The organism is Iodidimonas sp. MBR-22 (assembly GCF_029946565.1).
Classification (GTDB): Bacteria; Pseudomonadota; Alphaproteobacteria; order Sphingomonadales; family Rhodothalassiaceae; genus Iodidimonas; species Iodidimonas nitroreducens.
The window spans coordinates 33,473-49,569 of the sequence record NZ_JARKVQ010000002.1 but is presented as its reverse complement, the minus strand read 5'-3'; the positions used below and the strand labels follow the sequence as shown (position 1 = coordinate 49,569).

The following is a 16,097-nucleotide window of genomic DNA, read 5'->3' as shown; positions in this document are numbered from 1 at the left end:
CATGCTGCATCAGCTTTGGCGTCAGTTCCTGCCCATGTCAAACGGACCGGTGCTGCTCGCCTCTCTGGCCATCAATCTTCTGGCGCTTGCCCTGCCATTGATGATCTTGCAGGTCTATAATCGGATTTTGCCTTATGAGGGATTATCCACCCTTGCCATGCTCAGCCTTGGGGTTTTTGTGGCGCTGATCATCGATCTCGTTCTAAAAATCGCCCGGGCGCATCTATCAGGCTGGGCTGGGGCACAATATGAACATAAGGCCGGCTGCATTGCCATGCACCGATTGGCCAGCGGCGATCTGGCGCATATCGAGGCCACACCATCAGGCACCCATCTCGACCGTTTATCGAGCATCAGCCAAATTCGCGAATTTTATGCAAGCCAGGCCAGCCTCGTCCTCGTCGATCTGCCTTTTATCGTTATTTTTCTCGGCATTCTGGCCCTGATCGCCGGATGGCTGGTTCTCATTCCCCTGTTCATGCTGGTTGTTGCGGCCCTGATTGCCTGGCGATTGGGCAAGCGCCTGCAAAATAAGATTGAACAGCGCCATCATTGGGATAGCCGACGCTACAGCTTTCTGATCGAGGTTTTGAGCGGCATTCACACGGTCAAGGCGATGGCCATGGAAAAAATGATGCTGCGGCGCTATGAGCGGCTTTTGGAAGCCAATGCCTCCCTCAGTGCCGAAGTCTCTGATCTGTCTGGCCATGCCCAAACCGTGGGGACCCTGACCAGCCAGCTCACCTTGGCCGCAGTCGTCGCCTTTGGAAGCCTTTTGGTGATCGATGGCCAGATGACCATGGGCGCGCTGGCCGCCAGCACATTGCTTGCCGGGCGCACGGTGCAGCCTGCCTTGCGGGCCTTGGGCTTATGGTCGCAATTTCAATCGGTTAGTCTTGCGGAAGACAATCTGCGCGACATCGATGCCATCCCCACGGAATCGCGCGGCCAGTTCGTGATGGATCGCTTTCAATCTCTCGAATTGCGCGGGGCGGCCTTTCGCTATGATGCCCCAGACATCGAGACCGATGATGTTTTAAAAGGCATCGATCTGCATCTGGACCGCGGCGAGGTCATCGGTATCACCGGGCAGAATGGCTGCGGCAAATCCACCCTACTGCATCTGGCCGCCGGGCAGATCAGCCCAAGCCGGGGCCGTGTTTTGCTCAATGGCCAGCCCCCCGAAGATTATGAAGCCGCCAGCATCTTTCGCCAGCTAGCCTATGTGCCCCAAAGGCCGACATTATTCCACGGCACGGTGCTCGATAATCTGACGATGTTTCAATCCGATGAGCCGAAAATCATGCAAAGGGCTTTGGAACTGGCGCAAAAGCTTTTGTTGGATGAAGTGTTTGCCCGCCTGCCCGATGGCTATGATACCGAAATTGGCGATAGCACCACGGCCATCCTGCCCGCAGGCGTTGCCCAAAGAATTACCATCGTGCGCGCCATTCTCCATCGCCCCGCGCTGATTTTGCTCGATGAAGCCAATACCAGCCTTGATGGTGAAAGCGATCGCGCTTTATGCGATCTCTTGCGCAGTTTGAAAGGCGATTGCGCGATGATTCTGGTGAGCCACCGGCCCTCCCTGCTGGCCTTGGCTGATCGGCGCTATAGCCTTGAAGAGGGTCGGCTTTTGCCCATAAAATCTCCACCTTTTGTGCCTTCAGGGGAGCCCCAAAGATGAATGCTCCGGCTCCTCCGCGCGGCTCTGAACAGGGCTCTCAACGTCCGCATACGGCCCTGAGCCATCAGGATGCGGATGCTTTGGCTTCAGCCATCCGCCGTGGCTCTTTGGGGGATTTCACCGCCCGATCAGGCTTTGCCGCCTGTTTGATGGCCCTGCTCGATGCCCGGGGGTGGCGCGGAACCCAGCGCAGCCTGAGCGAAGCCCTGCCGCATTTTGCATCCGACCTCAATCTGGCCAGCCTGCGCAATGTTCTGGCGGATCTGAATTTCAAAACTATCGAGCGTCCGATCAAAAAGGGCGAAGTTCTCGACCCCCGGTTGATGCCGTGCCTTTATCTCGATGATCAAGGCAATCCCAGTGCTTTGAGCGTCAATGAACAGGGCATTTTCGAGATTTTTGCCGGGGATGACAATGTCTGGCGGACCCTTGATAAGCCCCTTGGAGCGGGCCTTGTCATTCTGATCACTGAAATCCCCACCGATCAGGATGCCCCGCGTCCCGAACACAACTGGACCCGCGCCATCCTGCGCCGGATGCGGCCCCGGATCATGCGGCTTTTGGGGATGACCTTCCTGCTCAATTTATTGGCTCTGGTGGGTCCCTTGTTCATCATGGTGGTTTATGATCAGGTGGTGGCATCGGGCTCGCCGCGCCTGCTTGTGCCTTTGGTCATTGGCGTTGGCCTCGCTGCCCTCATCGAATTGATCACCCGCATTTTTCGCGGAAAATCCATTGCCTTCATGTCCGGGCGGCTGGAATTCATTATTTCGCGCAGTGTATTCCGGCAAATTTTAAGCCTGCCCATCACCCGCACGGAATCCGCACCCTTGAGCGGCCAGATTTCGCGCATCCGTGAATTCGATAGCATGCGCGATATTTTCATGGGCTCTCTTGTTACCGTGCTCCTCGAACTCCCCTTCATCGGGGTGTTTTTGCTGGTGATCGCCTTATTGGCGGGCTGGCTGGTGCTCATTCCTTTTGTGATGATCGGGGTGTTCATTCTGATGGGGGCCATCGCCCTGCCATCCCTGAAGCGATCCGTGGCCCGCACATCCAATCAAAGATCCCGGCAATATCGCTTTCTGATCGAATTCGTGACCAATCTGCGGACCATTCGGGAAGCCGGGGCGGGCGAACGCTGGGCTGATCGCTATCGCGAGCTATCTGCAACCACCAGCCTTGAGCAATTCCGCAATGGCCAGATTGCCTTCACTTTGCAATCCCTGTCGCAATTGATCATGATGATCGCCGGTGGCGGCACCATCGTTTATGGCGTTATTCTGGTGATCGGCGGCACGCTCACAGCCGGCGGGCTGATCGCAGTGATGGCTTTGGTGTGGCGGATTCTCGCCCCCATCCAGAATCTGTTTCTCACCCTCACCCGCGCCGAACAAATCTCGATGACAGTGGGGCATCTCGATCAACTGATGCAATTGCGCGGTGAACAAACCCGTCATCATTCCGGCGGGATCATCCGTCAATGGGCCGGGGCCATTGATTTCACCCGAGTCAGCTTTCGCTATCGCCCCAATACCGATCCCGCCCTTTTGGGCATCAGCTTCAAAGCCGATCCCGGCGAGATGATCGCCATCATGGGATCGAATGGATCAGGCAAATCAACCATTTTGCGCCTGATCGCCGGGCTTTATGAGGCGCAGGCCGGTCAGGTCAGCATCGATGGTCTTGATGTGCGTCAGATCGATCCACAGGAATTGCGCCAGCAGATCGCCTATGTTCCGCAAAATTGCCATGTCTTTCACGGCACATTGGCCCAAAATCTACGCTTTTCCAATCCTGTGGTGAGCGAGCGCGAGATTGAAGACGCCTGCCGCAAGGCCGGTTTATGGGACGAAATCACCCGCCTGCCCGATGGGCTCGAAACCCGCTTTGGGGATCAAACCGTCTGGCAATTGAATGCGGGCTTTCGCCAGCGCATTTCCCTGGCCCGGGCTTATCTGCGCGATGCCCAATTGATCTTGCTCGATGAACCGGCACAAGCCCTTGATGATGAGGGGGATCAGGCTTTGGTGCAGATGATCCAAAATTTGCGGGGTGAAAAAACCATCATCATGGTTTCCCACCGCCCCAGCCATATTCGTCTGGCTGATCGTGTTTTGCACCTTGAAAAGGGCATCCTGATTGCTGAGGGCGCACCCGAGCAGAGCCTGTCCCGATCCGAAGGCAAATTTTTATGAGCCAAAACCCTGATTTTGAACACTCCATCAAAAGATCGCCAGCCATGTTGAACCAAAAAAGCTCCCGGTCCCTGATGCGTATCAATGCTTATGATCGCGAAGTGCTCAGCCGATCCGTTTATCTCGAAGAAACCGGCCCTTCGATGGGCATGGCGGCGCTGATTTTTGTGATCGCCGCGCTGATTGCCCTGTTCATCATCTGGTCCGGCCTTACCCGGCTTGATGAAACCGTGGCCGCAAGGGGAACGGTATCGCCAATCAGCTTTGTGCAGCCGGTGCAGCATCTGGAAGGCGGGATCGTCGCCTCGGTGGAGGTTGAAGAGGGTCAAATCGTCAAGGCCGGTGATCCTTTATTGACCATGGATAAAACCATTTCGCGTTCCGATTATCTGGCCCTCAAGGTGCGCGAGGCCTCGCTCGCTTTGCAGATCGAACGCTTGCGCAGCTTTGCCCTCAATGATGAGCCTGATTTTTCCGCCCATCTGGAAAATTATCCCGAACTGGTGATGGATCAACAGCGCATTTACGAAACGCAGATCGATGCCCGCAACGCCCAGATTGCCATCAGTAACGCCCAGATCCAATCCCGCCAGCAGGAAGCCCTGAGCCTGAGCGAGCATCATGACATGCTCAAAAAGCAGGTTCTTTTGCTGGAGGAAGAGCTAGAGATGCGTAAAACCCTGCTCGACAAGGGCCTGACCAACAAGATCGTTTATCTTGATACCCAGCGTCGGCTTAATCAGACTGAAGGGGAAATCGCCCGCACCCGCGCCGATATGGCCCGCGCCGAAGCCGAAATTGCTCAGGCGCGCGGCGGATTGCTGGAAATGGAAGAGCGTCTGCGCGGCGATGCTTTGGAGGAATTGGGGCGCTTTTCTAATGAGCAGGCTGAAATCAAGGAACAACTGACCCGGCTTTCGGATCGGGTGCAAAGAACGGTGGTGCGCGCCCCCGTGGCTGGCACGGTGACCGGATTGGCCGTTACCGGCCCCGGCGCTGTGGTGCAGCCCGGAGCAAAGCTGGCTGATATCGTCCCCAATGATCGGCAGATTCTCGCGGAAACCCGCATCAGCCCGCGCGATATCGGGCATATCAAGCCCGGCCAGCCGGTTACAGTGAAAATCGATAGCTATGATTATGCACGCTTTGGTGGTGTTCCCGGAAAAGTGAAAAGCATTTCCGCCACCAGCTTCATCGACGAAGAAGGCGTCAGCTATTTCCGCTCGATGATCAGCATCGAGCAAACCTTTGTTGGCGAAAATCCGGCAAATAATACGATCACACCGGGCATGACCCTGGTCGCCGATATCAAAACCGGTGAAAAAAGCCTGCTCGCTTATTTATGGCGGCCTGTTCAGCAATCAATGTCGGGGGCCTTTTCCGAACGCTGATAATCCGTGCGCGACTTTTGCCTGCAGGTTTTCTGGCCCCGGGCCGCACGTCTTTGTTTTTAGTGCAGGGGCCTTTTCTTAAAAAGTGCACCCTAAGATAGATTCGCGCGTAAAGGCTGTGCGCCACTCTGCCGCCCTTAATTGCTCTTGAAACAAGAATAATCAATAAAAATACATTATATAGGATTAAATTATTTAAAGAATTTACAACATATAATTTATTGAAATGCAATTATCCCGATAAATAACCTCATAAGTTTCAATAATATATTATGAATAACGGATATTAATATTGTTATTTCAACATAAGTTCCTGTATTTATCGGTTAAGTATGGAGTTTATATAATTTATTTTTTGAGACGTCAGTATGAAAACAGCCATCTTTCCCGTCACGAAAGCCGATATTCTTAATCCATCACTCAAAAATCTGTTCATGCTGTGGGATGAAAAAAAAGCGGGAAAGCGCTATCCCAACAGGAAAGATTTTTCCTTTGCCGATTTTCGGCCATGGCTGGGATTTTTGATTATCTGTTCGGTCAATCATGAAACGCAGGAAATCTATCCCGATCTGGTGGGCACGCAGGTTGTCGCTTGGGATGGCGAGGATATGACCCATAAAATCATGCACCCCACAAGGCCGTCAAACTTCCCCACCAAAATTTCGCAGCCCTTTTATGCCACATTGGAAAACGGCCAGCCGATGATGGCGGTGCATACAAAACCCGATATCGGCGGCAAGCTCGAGCGATTGATCCTCCCCTGCGCGGCGGATGACAATCTGATCGACAAGATGATTTCCGCCATTCTTCCCAATCCGCCCATGGCCGATTTTCTCAAAACCAATAGCCTGCTGCATCTGATGTCATAAAGGGCGGCGAAGCTCTTGCGACATCGGGCTTTTACGCCCATCTTTGCATGAAGCACAGGCAACAGCGGTCGGGGGTCATGATCAAAAGCAGGAAAATGCCATTCTCCCAACCTTTGGAGCCGTCTTCAAGCCAATCGAGGAAGCCCGTAAACCCAGCCTCCGGGATTGATCGTTTTCTAAGCGATCTGGCCACGATCGATCACCAAACCCCATCCCGCTCTTCCGGCCAGCCATCCGGGCGCCTGATTTTTGCCCTTGATGCCACCTTGAGCCGCCAGCCCACATGGGATATGGCCACCCATATTCAAAGCCATATGTTTGAAGCCACCGAAGGGCGCGCCCCTTTATCGGTGCAACTGGTCTATTTTCGGGGCTATCGGGAATGCAAGGCCAGCCCTTGGGTGAATGACAGCCGGGCTCTGGCAAAATTGATGCGCGGATTGACATGCCAGGGCGGGATGACCCAGATTGGTCGGGTGCTGGGCCATTGCCTGCGCGAGCAACGCAAAAGCCTGCGAGATACCCCCTCGCCTGCGCCGATCAATGCCATCGTTCTGGTGGGCGATGCCTGCGAGGAAAAGGCCGATGATCTGTGCCATCTGGCGGGCCAATTGGGGCTTTTATCGGTGCCTATTTTTGCGTTTCACGAAGGCACGGATCCGGTCGCCAGAACCGCCTTCATGGAATTGGCGCGGCTTTCGGGGGGGGCCTATGCCCCGTTCGATCATCAAAGCGCCGATCAACTGCGCGATCTTTTGAAAGCCGTTTCGGCCTATGCCTCGGGCGGGGCGGCAGCGCTGCGCACCTTGGAAGCAAAGATGAAGCGCCCCCTTGGCCTTTTGCAGCAGATGAAAGGGCACCGCCCATGATCTGGTTGGGGGCCGGTGTCCTCGGCCTTGTGCTCTTGCTGCTTTCGCTCAACAGCCTCGCCAAAGCCCCGCCGGATCGGGTGGCCCGGGCCGCCCTTCTCACGCTTTTAACGGTGCTCGGCCTTTTTGGAGGGCTTTTGCTGATCACCGGCAAATTTCTCATCGCTTTGCCTGTTCTGGCCTCGGCGGCGGCGGGACTTTTCAAGCTGGCGGCGCTTTTACGCCTGTTTGGGGCACGCGCCTCGTGGACCCGCCCGCGCGCGTCGCAAAACAAGAACAAAAGCGCGGATGACTCTATGAGTGAAGAGGCCTCGACCTCTGGCTCCGATGTCGCAAGCCTTTGGCTTTCCATGCATCTGGATCATGACAGCGGCGAGATCAAAGGAACGGTGCTGGACGGCCCTTATCAGGGGTTAAAGCTCAGTGCCCTTTCTTTTGATGATCTCATCCGCCTGTTGCACGATCTTTATCATCATGATCCAGAAGGCAGCCGCCTTTTGGAAGCCTATCTGGACCGCAATCATGGGCCTTCTTGGCGCAATGCTAAAGCCCATGAGGCTGGAAAGCCCGATGCCGCAGGCACGATAAGCCTTGATGAAGCCCGAACGATTTTGGGGGTCTCGCCCGATGCCAGCCCCAAGGATATCCGCGCCGCCTATCACCGTTTGATGAAAAAAGTACATCCCGATCAAGGCGGCAGCGCCTATTTTGCGGCGAAACTGAATGAAGCCAAAGATCGCCTGCTGCACGATAAAATGTGAAACAAAACCCAAGGATAGCCCCGATGACCCGATCCCATCCCCTCGACCCCACGATTTTGCGGGAATATGATATTCGCGGCGTGGTGGACGAAAGCTTTGGCGAAGCCGATGTGCGGGCGCTGGGCCGGGCTTTTGGCAGCCTTGTCCGCCGCGAGGGCGGGCACAGCCTGGCGGTTGGCTATGATGGGCGCGAAAGCTCGGTCCGGCTTTCGGATGCGCTGATCGAAGGGCTGATATCCACCGGCATCACCGTAAAGATGATCGGTTTGGGGCCCACGCCGATGATGTATTATGCCGTGCATGAACTGGCCACCGATGGCGGGCTGATGATCACCGGTTCGCATAATCCGCCCGAATATAATGGCCTCAAAATGATGCTGGGCACGAAGCCCTTTTATGGAGCCCAGATTCAAAATCTGGGAGAGATGACCGCAAAGGGCGATTTTGAAAGCGGCGAAGGGGTGATTGAGCCGGTAGATTTATTTGATCGCTATATCGAGCGATTGGCCCGCGATTTCGATCCCCTGCCCGATGCGGCTGTGCCCATCGATGTGGGCTGGGATCCGGGCAATGGGGCGGCGGGCGATGCGGTAGCGGCTTTGGTCAAAAAATTGCCGGGCCGGCATCTGGTGATCAATGAAACCATCGATGGCCGCTTTCCCAATCATCACCCCGATCCCACAGTGGAAAAAAATCTCGAACAATTGAAAGCGTTGGTTAAAGCTGAAAATCTGGCTCTGGGCCTTGCCTTTGATGGTGATGGGGATCGCATCGGGGCGGTGGATCGCCATGGCCGGGTGGTGTGGGGGGATCAGCTTTTGCTGGTTCTGGCGCGCCATCTGCTGGCGCGCCTGCCCGGTGTTCCGATCATTGCCGATGTGAAGGCGAGCCAGATGCTGTTTGATGGCATCAGGGATGCGGGCGGGCTGCCGGAAATGTGGAAAACCGGCCACTCGCTGATCAAGGCCCGGATGAACGAGGTGGGCGCCCCGCTGGCGGGCGAGATGAGCGGCCACATCTTTTACAAGGATCGCTTTTATGGCCATGATGATGGCCTTTATGCGGCCATTCGGCTGCTCAATGCCATTACCGCCCAAGGGGGTGATCTGGCCGCCCTGCGCGATGCCATGCCGCAATTGGTGAATACCCCCGAGCTGCGCTTTCCCTGCGCCGAAGCGCGCAAAATTCCGGTGATCGAAGGGGTTCGCGCCCGGCTCCAGGAGCAAGGCGCTGAGATCATCGATGTGGATGGGGTGCGGGTGATCACCGAAGATGGCTGGTGGCTTTTGCGGGCATCCAATACCCAGGATGTGCTGGTGGCCCGGGTTGAATCCCATGATGAACCCGGCCTTTTAAGGCTGAAGGGTCTTTTGCGCGATCAACTGATCTTGAGCGGCATCACCCCACCCGAAGATCTATGATCGGTTGAATTTTAGAGCCGATGACTGCTGATTCGCCTGCCTAAGTCAGAAGAATCTGTGCCCCTGCCCTTTTGGCTGAGGGCGAGTTCATGAGCCCCATCAGCCTTTTATGCTGCACTGCAAAAAATCTTTTGACGCGCTGCGCTCATATGGGTTAATTTTAACCCTGAACAGTGGCGATATTCAAAGCTGATTATGGAGCAGCGACATGACGCAAAACAGCACAGAGCCAGGCACAAAAACGGCCAACGACCCCTCGGCCACGGCGCATGTGGCGGAAAAATCGTCTGCTCCGGCAGGGGGCACCCCACCGGCTCAGGCGGAAACAGCCCCAAAAGCTTCGGCGGCAAAACCTGTGGAAATCGCGGCAACAGCGGTGAAGGCAGCAGAGCCCGCCAAAGCCGCAGCCCCCAAAGCTGATGAGCCCAAAGACGACGCCCCAAAGACGGAAACGGTTAAGGCTCATCCAGTGAAAACGGTAACGGCTAAAACGGCCCCCAGGAAAGCACCTGAATCCGCCCCAAAATCAACCGTGAAATCGACCGCGAAAGCATCGGCCTCAACGTCGGTGCGCGAATCCGAGCGGGTGTTTGCTGAAGCCACCCTTCATCCCGCAAAAGATAAGGATGGCAGCAAGACAGCTTCCAAATCTGCCGCCAAAGCTTCGGCAAAGCTAAAGACACCGGTCGAAAGCACAAAACCCGCGACATCTGCCAAAAAACCCGTATCGGTGGCCGATGATGAGCTTGATCTGTCCGCCGATCTTAGCCAGCGGGTTGTGAGCGATCTGTTTGGCAGCATGGGGGCGATGATGGATATGCAGCAAAAAGCATTGAGCAATTTCCTCGATGCCGCCCTGTCTGCGACCGAACGCGCTGAAAATCTGACCGATCATTATTCCGGTCTGGCCCAAAAAATCGGCCAAAGGCAAAATTCCTTCCTTGATCGTTTGCGCGATGCAAAAGATCCGCTCAGCGCCAGTGAGGCCCAGATCGGGTATTTCAAGGATTGCTGCGATGATCTGATGAAGGAATATTCCGTCGCCACGGAATTATGGATGCGCGCCAGCCAGCAAAGCATCAATCCCATCAGCACGCAATTTTCCGTTCTGATCGATCAGATGAAGGGGCGCTAAGCCGCTGCATCCCCTTATCATTTGAGTGGCTTCGGCGCGCCTTGGCCCGAAGACTTGAGCTGCGCAGAAACAAGTGTTCTGCGCAGCGTTATGGCTGTGTTAAGATGACTTCTGCATGATGATGGATGATGCCTGAAGGATCGGGGCCATGTCATTCGAGCTTTTTTAAAAACTGTGTTGTGAAGGGGGTGTTATTCCCTTGGCCTTGCCTTATCTATGGACAGTTGGGGCTCGCGCCCGAGATGTCTTTAAAAAAAGCGGGGCCATTTCAGGCAGGCAAGGCAGCGGCTGGTAAAATGAGCGTAAAGTACATATCTATGTCTGAGAATGAACAGGATGGCACGGGTGCGCCCCATACGGGTTTATTGACCAAAACCGAGCCCAAAACCAAGAAACCATCCATGTACAAGGTTCTGATGCTGAATGACGACTATACGCCGATGGATTTTGTCATTCATGTCTTGAAACGCTTTTTCAGGATGTCATCAGAGCAGGCGACACAGGTGATGCTGCATGTTCATCAAAAAGGCGTGGGCGTTTGCGGCGTGTTTACCTATGAAATTGCCGAAACCAAAGCAACGCAGGTTGTGGATTATGCGCAAAAACATCACCATCCCCTGCAATGCACCCTTGAAAAAGAGTGAGATGTGATGACAGGATCAGGAGGACGAGCGCGAACCGGTTGAATGACCGTCATCACGTTTTTTGAGATAAAGGATACCGAACCGTGCCGAGTTTTTCACCACATCTGGAACAAACGCTCCATCGCGCCTTGGCGGAAGCCAATAAGCGTCGGCACGAATATGCAACCCTTGAGCATTTATTGTTCGGGTTGCTTGATGATGAAGATTCTGCCGCCGTTCTCAATGCCTGCAATGTCGATATTCATGTTTTACGCGCCAATCTTGCCGGTTATCTGGATAAAGAACTCGATAGCCTGAAAATTGATGATGATGGCATCGAAGCCACCCCCACGGCCGGATTTCAAAGGGTTGTGCAGCGGGCCATCCTGCATGTGCAAAGCTCGGGACGCGAGGAAATGACCGGCGCCAATGTGTTGGTTGCCCTGTTTTCCGAACGCGAAAGCCATGCGGTTTATTTCCTGCAACAACAGGATATGACCCGCCTGGATGCCGTGAGCTATATCAGCCATGGCATTGCCAAATCACCGCAGCAGAGCGACAGGCGGGCCGCATCCGGCGGCGCCACGGATGAGGAAAGCGGCCCCGGGCCCTCGGAATCCGCGCATCGTAATGAGCCGAAAAAAGGCGACAGCGCCCTTGAAAATTATTGCGTCGATCTCAATCATCGGGCCCGCATTGGCAAGATCGATCCCCTGATCGGGCGCCAAAGCGAAATTGATCGCACCATTCAGATTCTGTGCCGCAGATCCAAGAACAATCCCCTGTTCGTGGGTGATCCCGGCGTTGGGAAAACCGCCATTGCCGAGGGGTTGGCGCGCAAGATCGTTGAAGGTGATGTGCCCGAGGTGCTGCTTGATGCCACCATTTTCGCCCTTGATATGGGATCGCTGCTGGCTGGCACCCGCTATCGCGGCGATTTTGAAGAACGCCTGAAAGCGGTGGTGAAGGAACTTGAAGATCATGATGGCGCGATTTTGTTCATCGATGAAATTCATACAGTGATTGGGGCGGGTGCCACATCGGGCGGGGCCATGGATGCCTCAAATCTTTTGAAGCCCGCTTTGGCATCCGGGGCGATCCGTTGCATCGGATCCACCACCTATAAGGAATTTCGCGGTCATTTTGAAAAAGATCGCGCCCTTTTGCGGCGCTTCCAGAAAATCGACGTGGCCGAGCCCACTTTGCCCGATACCATCAAGATCATGCAGGGGTTAAAGCCCTATTTTGAAAAGCATCATCGGGTGCGCTATACTGCCGATGCCATCAAGGCCGCGGTGGAATTATCCGCCCGCTATATCACCGATCGCAAATTGCCCGATAAAGCGATTGATGTGATCGATGAAACGGGTGCCGCCCAGATGCTGCTGCCCTTGTCCCGGCGCAAGAAAACCATTGGGGTGAAGGATGTGGAGGCCGTGGTTGCCAAGATCGCTCGGATTCCGCCGAAATCGGTGTCGAAAGATGATGCCAAGGTTATGGCCAATATCGAACGCGATTTAAAGCGTGTGGTTTTTGGTCAGGATCGTGCGATTTCCGCCCTGGCCGCCAGCATCAAGCTGTCGCGCGCGGGCCTGCGCGAGCCGAACAAACCCATTGGCTCTTATCTTTTTTCCGGCCCCACCGGCGTTGGCAAAACCGAGGTGGCCCGCCAGCTTGCCCTGCTTTTGGGGGTTGAACTGACCCGCTTTGATATGTCGGAATATATGGAGCGGCACACGGTTTCCCGGCTGATCGGGGCGCCTCCGGGCTATGTCGGCTTTGATCAGGGTGGCCTGCTGACCGATGCGGTGGATCAGCATCCTCATTCCGTTTTGCTGCTTGATGAGATCGAAAAGGCGCATCCTGATCTGTTTAATCTGCTTTTGCAGGTGATGGATGCGGGCACCCTTACCGATCATAATGGCAAAAAGATCGATTTCCGCAATGTGATCCTGATCATGACCACCAATGCCGGGGCGTCTGAAATGGCTAAAACCGCCATTGGCTTTGGCCGCGATCAGCGCGAGGGCGAAGACGAAGAAGCCATCAAGAAGCTGTTCACTCCGGAATTTCGTAATCGCCTCGATGCCGTGGTGCCCTTCGATTATCTGCCGACCGAAGTGGTGTCGCGAGTGGTTGAGAAATTCATCCTTGAACTGGAAATCCAGCTTGCCGAGCGCAATGTGATGATCTCGGTCACCGAAGATGCCAAAAAATGGATGGCGGAAAAGGGCTATGATAAATCCTTTGGTGCCCGCCCCCTTGGCCGCGTGATTCAGGAAAATATCAAAAAGCCGCTGGCCGATGAATTGCTGTTTGGTCGCCTGCAGAAAGGCGGCGAAGTGGTGATCCGGATGATTGATGGCAAGATCGATTTCGAAATCACTCCCAATGCTGCCCCTTCGGGCAATCGGAAAAAGCGGAAGCCAAGGCCCGCACCTGTTGAATAACCGCATGGGCGCATGATCATTGGCTGATCGCATAAACGCATAAAAAGCATGTCTTGGATAAGGCATGCTTTTTTTGTAATTTGATGATAATCAAGGCCAATTGATGCGTCCTTTTGATATTTTTTAAAAAAGAAAGACCCTTTTTTAAAAAAGACAGGGCCGTGCGGGCAAATGTCATCTGAAGCTGCTTGGATGATATCTGGATGCGTATAAAAAGCCGATAAACGGATAGACAGCAAGACAGGGCTGGACGACATTAGAGAACGGAACGATCGAAAAGGGGAAATCATGAAAGCCAAAGTCCGCAAGGCAGTGATGCCCGTTGCCGGATTGGGAACGCGCTTTCTGCCGGCAACAAAAGCCATGCCGAAAGAAATGCTGCCGGTTGTCGATAAGCCGATCATTCAATATGCCGTAGAAGAAGCCTTTGCTGCGGGCATCGAGGAAATCATCTTCGTCACCGGTCGGGGCAAATATCTTCTGGAAGATCATTTCGATCATGCCTTCGAACTGGAAGCCACCCTGGCCGAACGCGGTAAGGATGAAGCCCTTGAAATCGTGCGGTCGATCATCCCCAAGGCTGGCGGCGTCAGCTATACGCGCCAGCAAAAGCCGCTGGGGCTGGGCCATGCCGTATGGTGTGCGCGCAATCTGGTGGGGGATGAACCCTTTGCCGTGCTGCTGCCCGATGATCTGGTGCAGGCTCAGGTGCCCTGCCTGAAGCAGATGATGGAAGCTTATGAGGAAAAAGGCGGCAATCTGGTGGCGGTGATGGATGTGCCCCGGGATCAAACCCAGCGCTATGGGATTGTGGATGCAGATCAAAATGATGGGGATCTGGTCACGGTCAAAGGGCTGGTGGAAAAACCCCTGCCGGCCGATGCCCCCTCCACTTTATCGATCATTGGCCGCTATATTTTGCAGCCCCAGCTTTTCGATGCGCTTGCCCGCAAGGAACGCGGTGCGGGCGGTGAAATTCAATTGACCGATGCCATGGTCCATCTGATCGGCCAACAGCCTTTCCACGGTTTTCGTTTTAGCGGAACACGCTATGATTGCGGCGACAAACTCGGGTTTCTAAAAGCCACCGTGGCCATGGCGCTGGAACGAGATGACCTTGGATCGGAATTCGCCGACTATTTAAAATCGCTCAGCATTTAACGGAGCAGGATATATGCGTGTTACAGTTGTGGGGACAGGCTATGTGGGCCTGGTATCGGGGGCCTGTTTTTCGGAATTTGGTCATCATGTCACCTGTGTTGATGTGAATGCGGATAAAATCAAGGCATTGAAGGCCGGGTCAATTCCGATTTTCGAGCCGGGCCTTGATGCTTTGGTAGAGCGCAATGTGAAAGCCGGACGGCTGGATTTTTCCACCCGGCTTGGCGATAGCGTGGGCGCATCCGATGCGGTGTTCATCGCTGTGGGCACCCCTTCCCGGCGCGGCGATGGCCATGCCGATTTGAGCTATGTGTATAAGGCGGTCGAGGATATTGCCGATCTGCTTTATGGCTATACCGTGGTGATCACCAAATCCACCGTTCCCGTGGGCACCGGCGCACAGGTGGAAAAGATTTTGCGCGACCGGGCGGGGGACAAGGAATGGGATGTGGCTTCCAATCCCGAATTTTTGCGTGAAGGGGCGGCCATCGATGATTTCATGCATCCTGATCGGGTGATCGTCGGCACCCGTTCAGAGCGCGCGCAAGCGGTCATTCGCGAGCTGTACCGGCCCTTGTTCCTCAATGAAACGCCGGTGATGTTCACCGCACTTGAAAGCGCGGAACTGATCAAATATGCCGCCAATGCCTTTCTCGCGACTAAAATCAGCTTCATCAATGAAATCGCCGATCTGTGCGAAGAATTGGGCGCCGAAGTGCAGGATGTGGCCAAAGGCATCGGGCTGGATAATCGCATCGGCCGCAAATTTCTCAATGCCGGGCCGGGCTATGGCGGCAGTTGCTTCCCCAAGGATACGCTGGCCCTGTTGCGCACCGCCGAAGAAATCAACAGGCCCCTGCGCATCGTGCAGGCCACTGTGGATGCCAATGATCAGCGCAAGAAATCCATGGCAGACCGGATCATCAAAGCCCTTGGCGGATCGGCCAAAGGCAAGCATGTCGCCCTTTTGGGGCTGACCTTCAAGCCCAATACCGATGATATGCGCGATAGCCCCAGCCTTGATATCGTCCCTGCCCTGCTCAAAGCCGGGGCAACCATCGCCGCCTATGATCCCGAAGGCATGGATGAAGCGAAAAAGCTTCTACCCGAAATCACCTATTGCGATGATGCCTATGCCACCATGGACGGGGCAGATATTCTGGTGATCCTCACGGAATGGAACCAATTCCGGGCCCTTGATCTGGATCGGGCCGGTTCATTGCTGCGCCAGCGCATTCTGGTGGATATGCGCAATATCTATGGCCGTGGCGAGCCGCAGGCCCATGGTTTTGAATATAGGGGGATTGGCCGCAAAAGCGTTGGCTGACCGCTTTTCCATGGATTCTTTTTCATCAATATAAACATTAACCCTTGCGGCGCATCCCGTGCTTGGTTATACGGCAATTCGGTTTACGCGGACGTGGCGGAACTGGTAGACGCGCAGCGTTGAGGTCGCTGTGGGGCTAATACCCCGTGGAAGTTCGAGTCTTCTCGTCCGCACCAATGAAAGCCCGCAGGTGACCGCCTGCGGG

12 protein-coding genes and 1 tRNA gene are annotated in these 16,097 nt (G+C 54.8%); all 13 read left to right on the top strand.

Annotated elements, in window-relative coordinates; translation table 11 throughout:
- Position 1: 1 nt before the first annotated feature.
- The 13 genes from QK300_RS02065 to QK300_RS02005 all read left to right on the top strand — a co-directional run bounded on the left by QK300_RS02065 (position 2) and on the right by QK300_RS02005 (position 16,068).
- Positions 2 to 1,687 (top strand): ABC transporter transmembrane domain-containing protein, encoded by a 1,686-nt coding sequence (locus QK300_RS02065; RefSeq protein ID WP_281300213.1) that lies wholly within the window; start codon positions 2 to 4, stop codon positions 1,685 to 1,687.
- Entirely contained in the window at positions 1,684 to 3,885 is a 2,202-nt protein-coding gene (locus QK300_RS02060; RefSeq protein ID WP_281300214.1) for a peptidase domain-containing ABC transporter, read from the top strand. Before QK300_RS02065 ends, QK300_RS02060 begins: the two co-directional genes overlap by 4 nt.
- Before the next feature lie 74 nt (positions 3,886 to 3,959).
- Positions 3,960 to 5,276: an HlyD family type I secretion periplasmic adaptor subunit gene (locus QK300_RS02055; RefSeq protein ID WP_281300215.1), complete on the top strand. Its 1,317-nt coding sequence runs from the start codon at positions 3,960 to 3,962 to the stop codon at positions 5,274 to 5,276.
- Between the two features lie 368 nt (positions 5,277 to 5,644).
- The gene (locus QK300_RS02050; protein WP_281300216.1) at positions 5,645 to 6,145 is read left to right on the top strand and encodes a PAS domain-containing protein; all 501 of its coding nucleotides are present in this window, start codon (positions 5,645 to 5,647) and stop codon (positions 6,143 to 6,145) included.
- A gap of 95 nt (positions 6,146 to 6,240) precedes the next feature.
- Positions 6,241 to 7,014, top strand: coding sequence for a hypothetical protein (locus QK300_RS02045; RefSeq protein WP_281300217.1), 774 nt, complete (start codon positions 6,241 to 6,243; stop codon positions 7,012 to 7,014).
- Positions 7,011 to 7,775, top strand: coding sequence for a DnaJ domain-containing protein (locus QK300_RS02040; protein WP_281300218.1), 765 nt, complete (start codon positions 7,011 to 7,013; stop codon positions 7,773 to 7,775). Before QK300_RS02045 ends, QK300_RS02040 begins: the two co-directional genes overlap by 4 nt.
- Positions 7,776 to 7,798: 23 nt before the next feature.
- On the top strand, positions 7,799 to 9,196 hold the full coding sequence (locus QK300_RS02035) for a phosphomannomutase/phosphoglucomutase (RefSeq protein WP_281300219.1): 1,398 nt from the start codon (positions 7,799 to 7,801) through the stop codon (positions 9,194 to 9,196).
- A 208-nt stretch (positions 9,197 to 9,404) separates the two neighbouring features.
- Positions 9,405 to 10,331 carry a phasin family protein gene (locus QK300_RS02030; RefSeq protein WP_281300220.1) on the top strand — a complete coding sequence of 309 codons (927 nt, stop codon included), beginning with the start codon at positions 9,405 to 9,407 and terminating at the stop codon, positions 10,329 to 10,331.
- 317 nt (positions 10,332 to 10,648) lie between these two features.
- Entirely contained in the window at positions 10,649 to 10,975 is a 327-nt protein-coding gene (gene clpS, locus QK300_RS02025; protein ID WP_042086323.1) for an ATP-dependent Clp protease adapter ClpS, read from the top strand.
- An 83-nt stretch (positions 10,976 to 11,058) separates the two neighbouring features.
- Positions 11,059 to 13,404 carry an ATP-dependent Clp protease ATP-binding subunit ClpA gene (gene clpA / locus QK300_RS02020; protein WP_281300221.1) on the top strand — a complete coding sequence of 782 codons (2,346 nt, stop codon included), beginning with the start codon at positions 11,059 to 11,061 and terminating at the stop codon, positions 13,402 to 13,404.
- A gap of 288 nt (positions 13,405 to 13,692) precedes the next feature.
- Positions 13,693 to 14,565 carry a UTP--glucose-1-phosphate uridylyltransferase GalU gene (gene galU / locus QK300_RS02015; protein ID WP_281300222.1) on the top strand — a complete coding sequence of 291 codons (873 nt, stop codon included), beginning with the start codon at positions 13,693 to 13,695 and terminating at the stop codon, positions 14,563 to 14,565.
- 13 nt (positions 14,566 to 14,578) lie between these two features.
- Positions 14,579 to 15,892 (top strand): UDP-glucose/GDP-mannose dehydrogenase family protein, encoded by a 1,314-nt coding sequence (locus QK300_RS02010; protein ID WP_281300223.1) that lies wholly within the window; start codon positions 14,579 to 14,581, stop codon positions 15,890 to 15,892.
- Positions 15,893 to 15,979: 87 nt separating this feature from the next.
- Positions 15,980 to 16,068: transfer RNA gene (locus QK300_RS02005), tRNA-Leu, on the top strand.
- The last annotated feature ends 29 nt before the right edge of the window (positions 16,069 to 16,097 follow it).

Bases quoted from the DNA above. Each gene is read 5' to 3' on its own strand.
- QK300_RS02045 (WP_281300217.1), top strand. From the start codon at position 6,241: ATGCCATTCTCCCAACCTTTGGAGCCGTCTTCAAGCCAATCGAGGAAG.
- QK300_RS02050 (WP_281300216.1), top strand. From the start codon at position 5,645: ATGAAAACAGCCATCTTTCCCGTCACGAAAGCCGATATTCTTAATCCA.
- galU (WP_281300222.1), top strand. From the start codon at position 13,693: ATGAAAGCCAAAGTCCGCAAGGCAGTGATGCCCGTTGCCGGATTGGGA.
- QK300_RS02035 (WP_281300219.1), top strand. From the start codon at position 7,799: ATGACCCGATCCCATCCCCTCGACCCCACGATTTTGCGGGAATATGAT.
- QK300_RS02040 (WP_281300218.1), top strand. From the start codon at position 7,011: ATGATCTGGTTGGGGGCCGGTGTCCTCGGCCTTGTGCTCTTGCTGCTT.
- QK300_RS02060 (WP_281300214.1), top strand. From the start codon at position 1,684: ATGAATGCTCCGGCTCCTCCGCGCGGCTCTGAACAGGGCTCTCAACGT.
- QK300_RS02010 (WP_281300223.1), top strand. From the start codon at position 14,579: ATGCGTGTTACAGTTGTGGGGACAGGCTATGTGGGCCTGGTATCGGGG.
- clpS (WP_042086323.1), top strand. From the start codon at position 10,649: ATGTCTGAGAATGAACAGGATGGCACGGGTGCGCCCCATACGGGTTTA.
- QK300_RS02030 (WP_281300220.1), top strand. From the start codon at position 9,405: ATGACGCAAAACAGCACAGAGCCAGGCACAAAAACGGCCAACGACCCC.
- QK300_RS02055 (WP_281300215.1), top strand. From the start codon at position 3,960: ATGCGTATCAATGCTTATGATCGCGAAGTGCTCAGCCGATCCGTTTAT.
- QK300_RS02065 (WP_281300213.1), top strand. From the start codon at position 2: ATGCTGCATCAGCTTTGGCGTCAGTTCCTGCCCATGTCAAACGGACCG.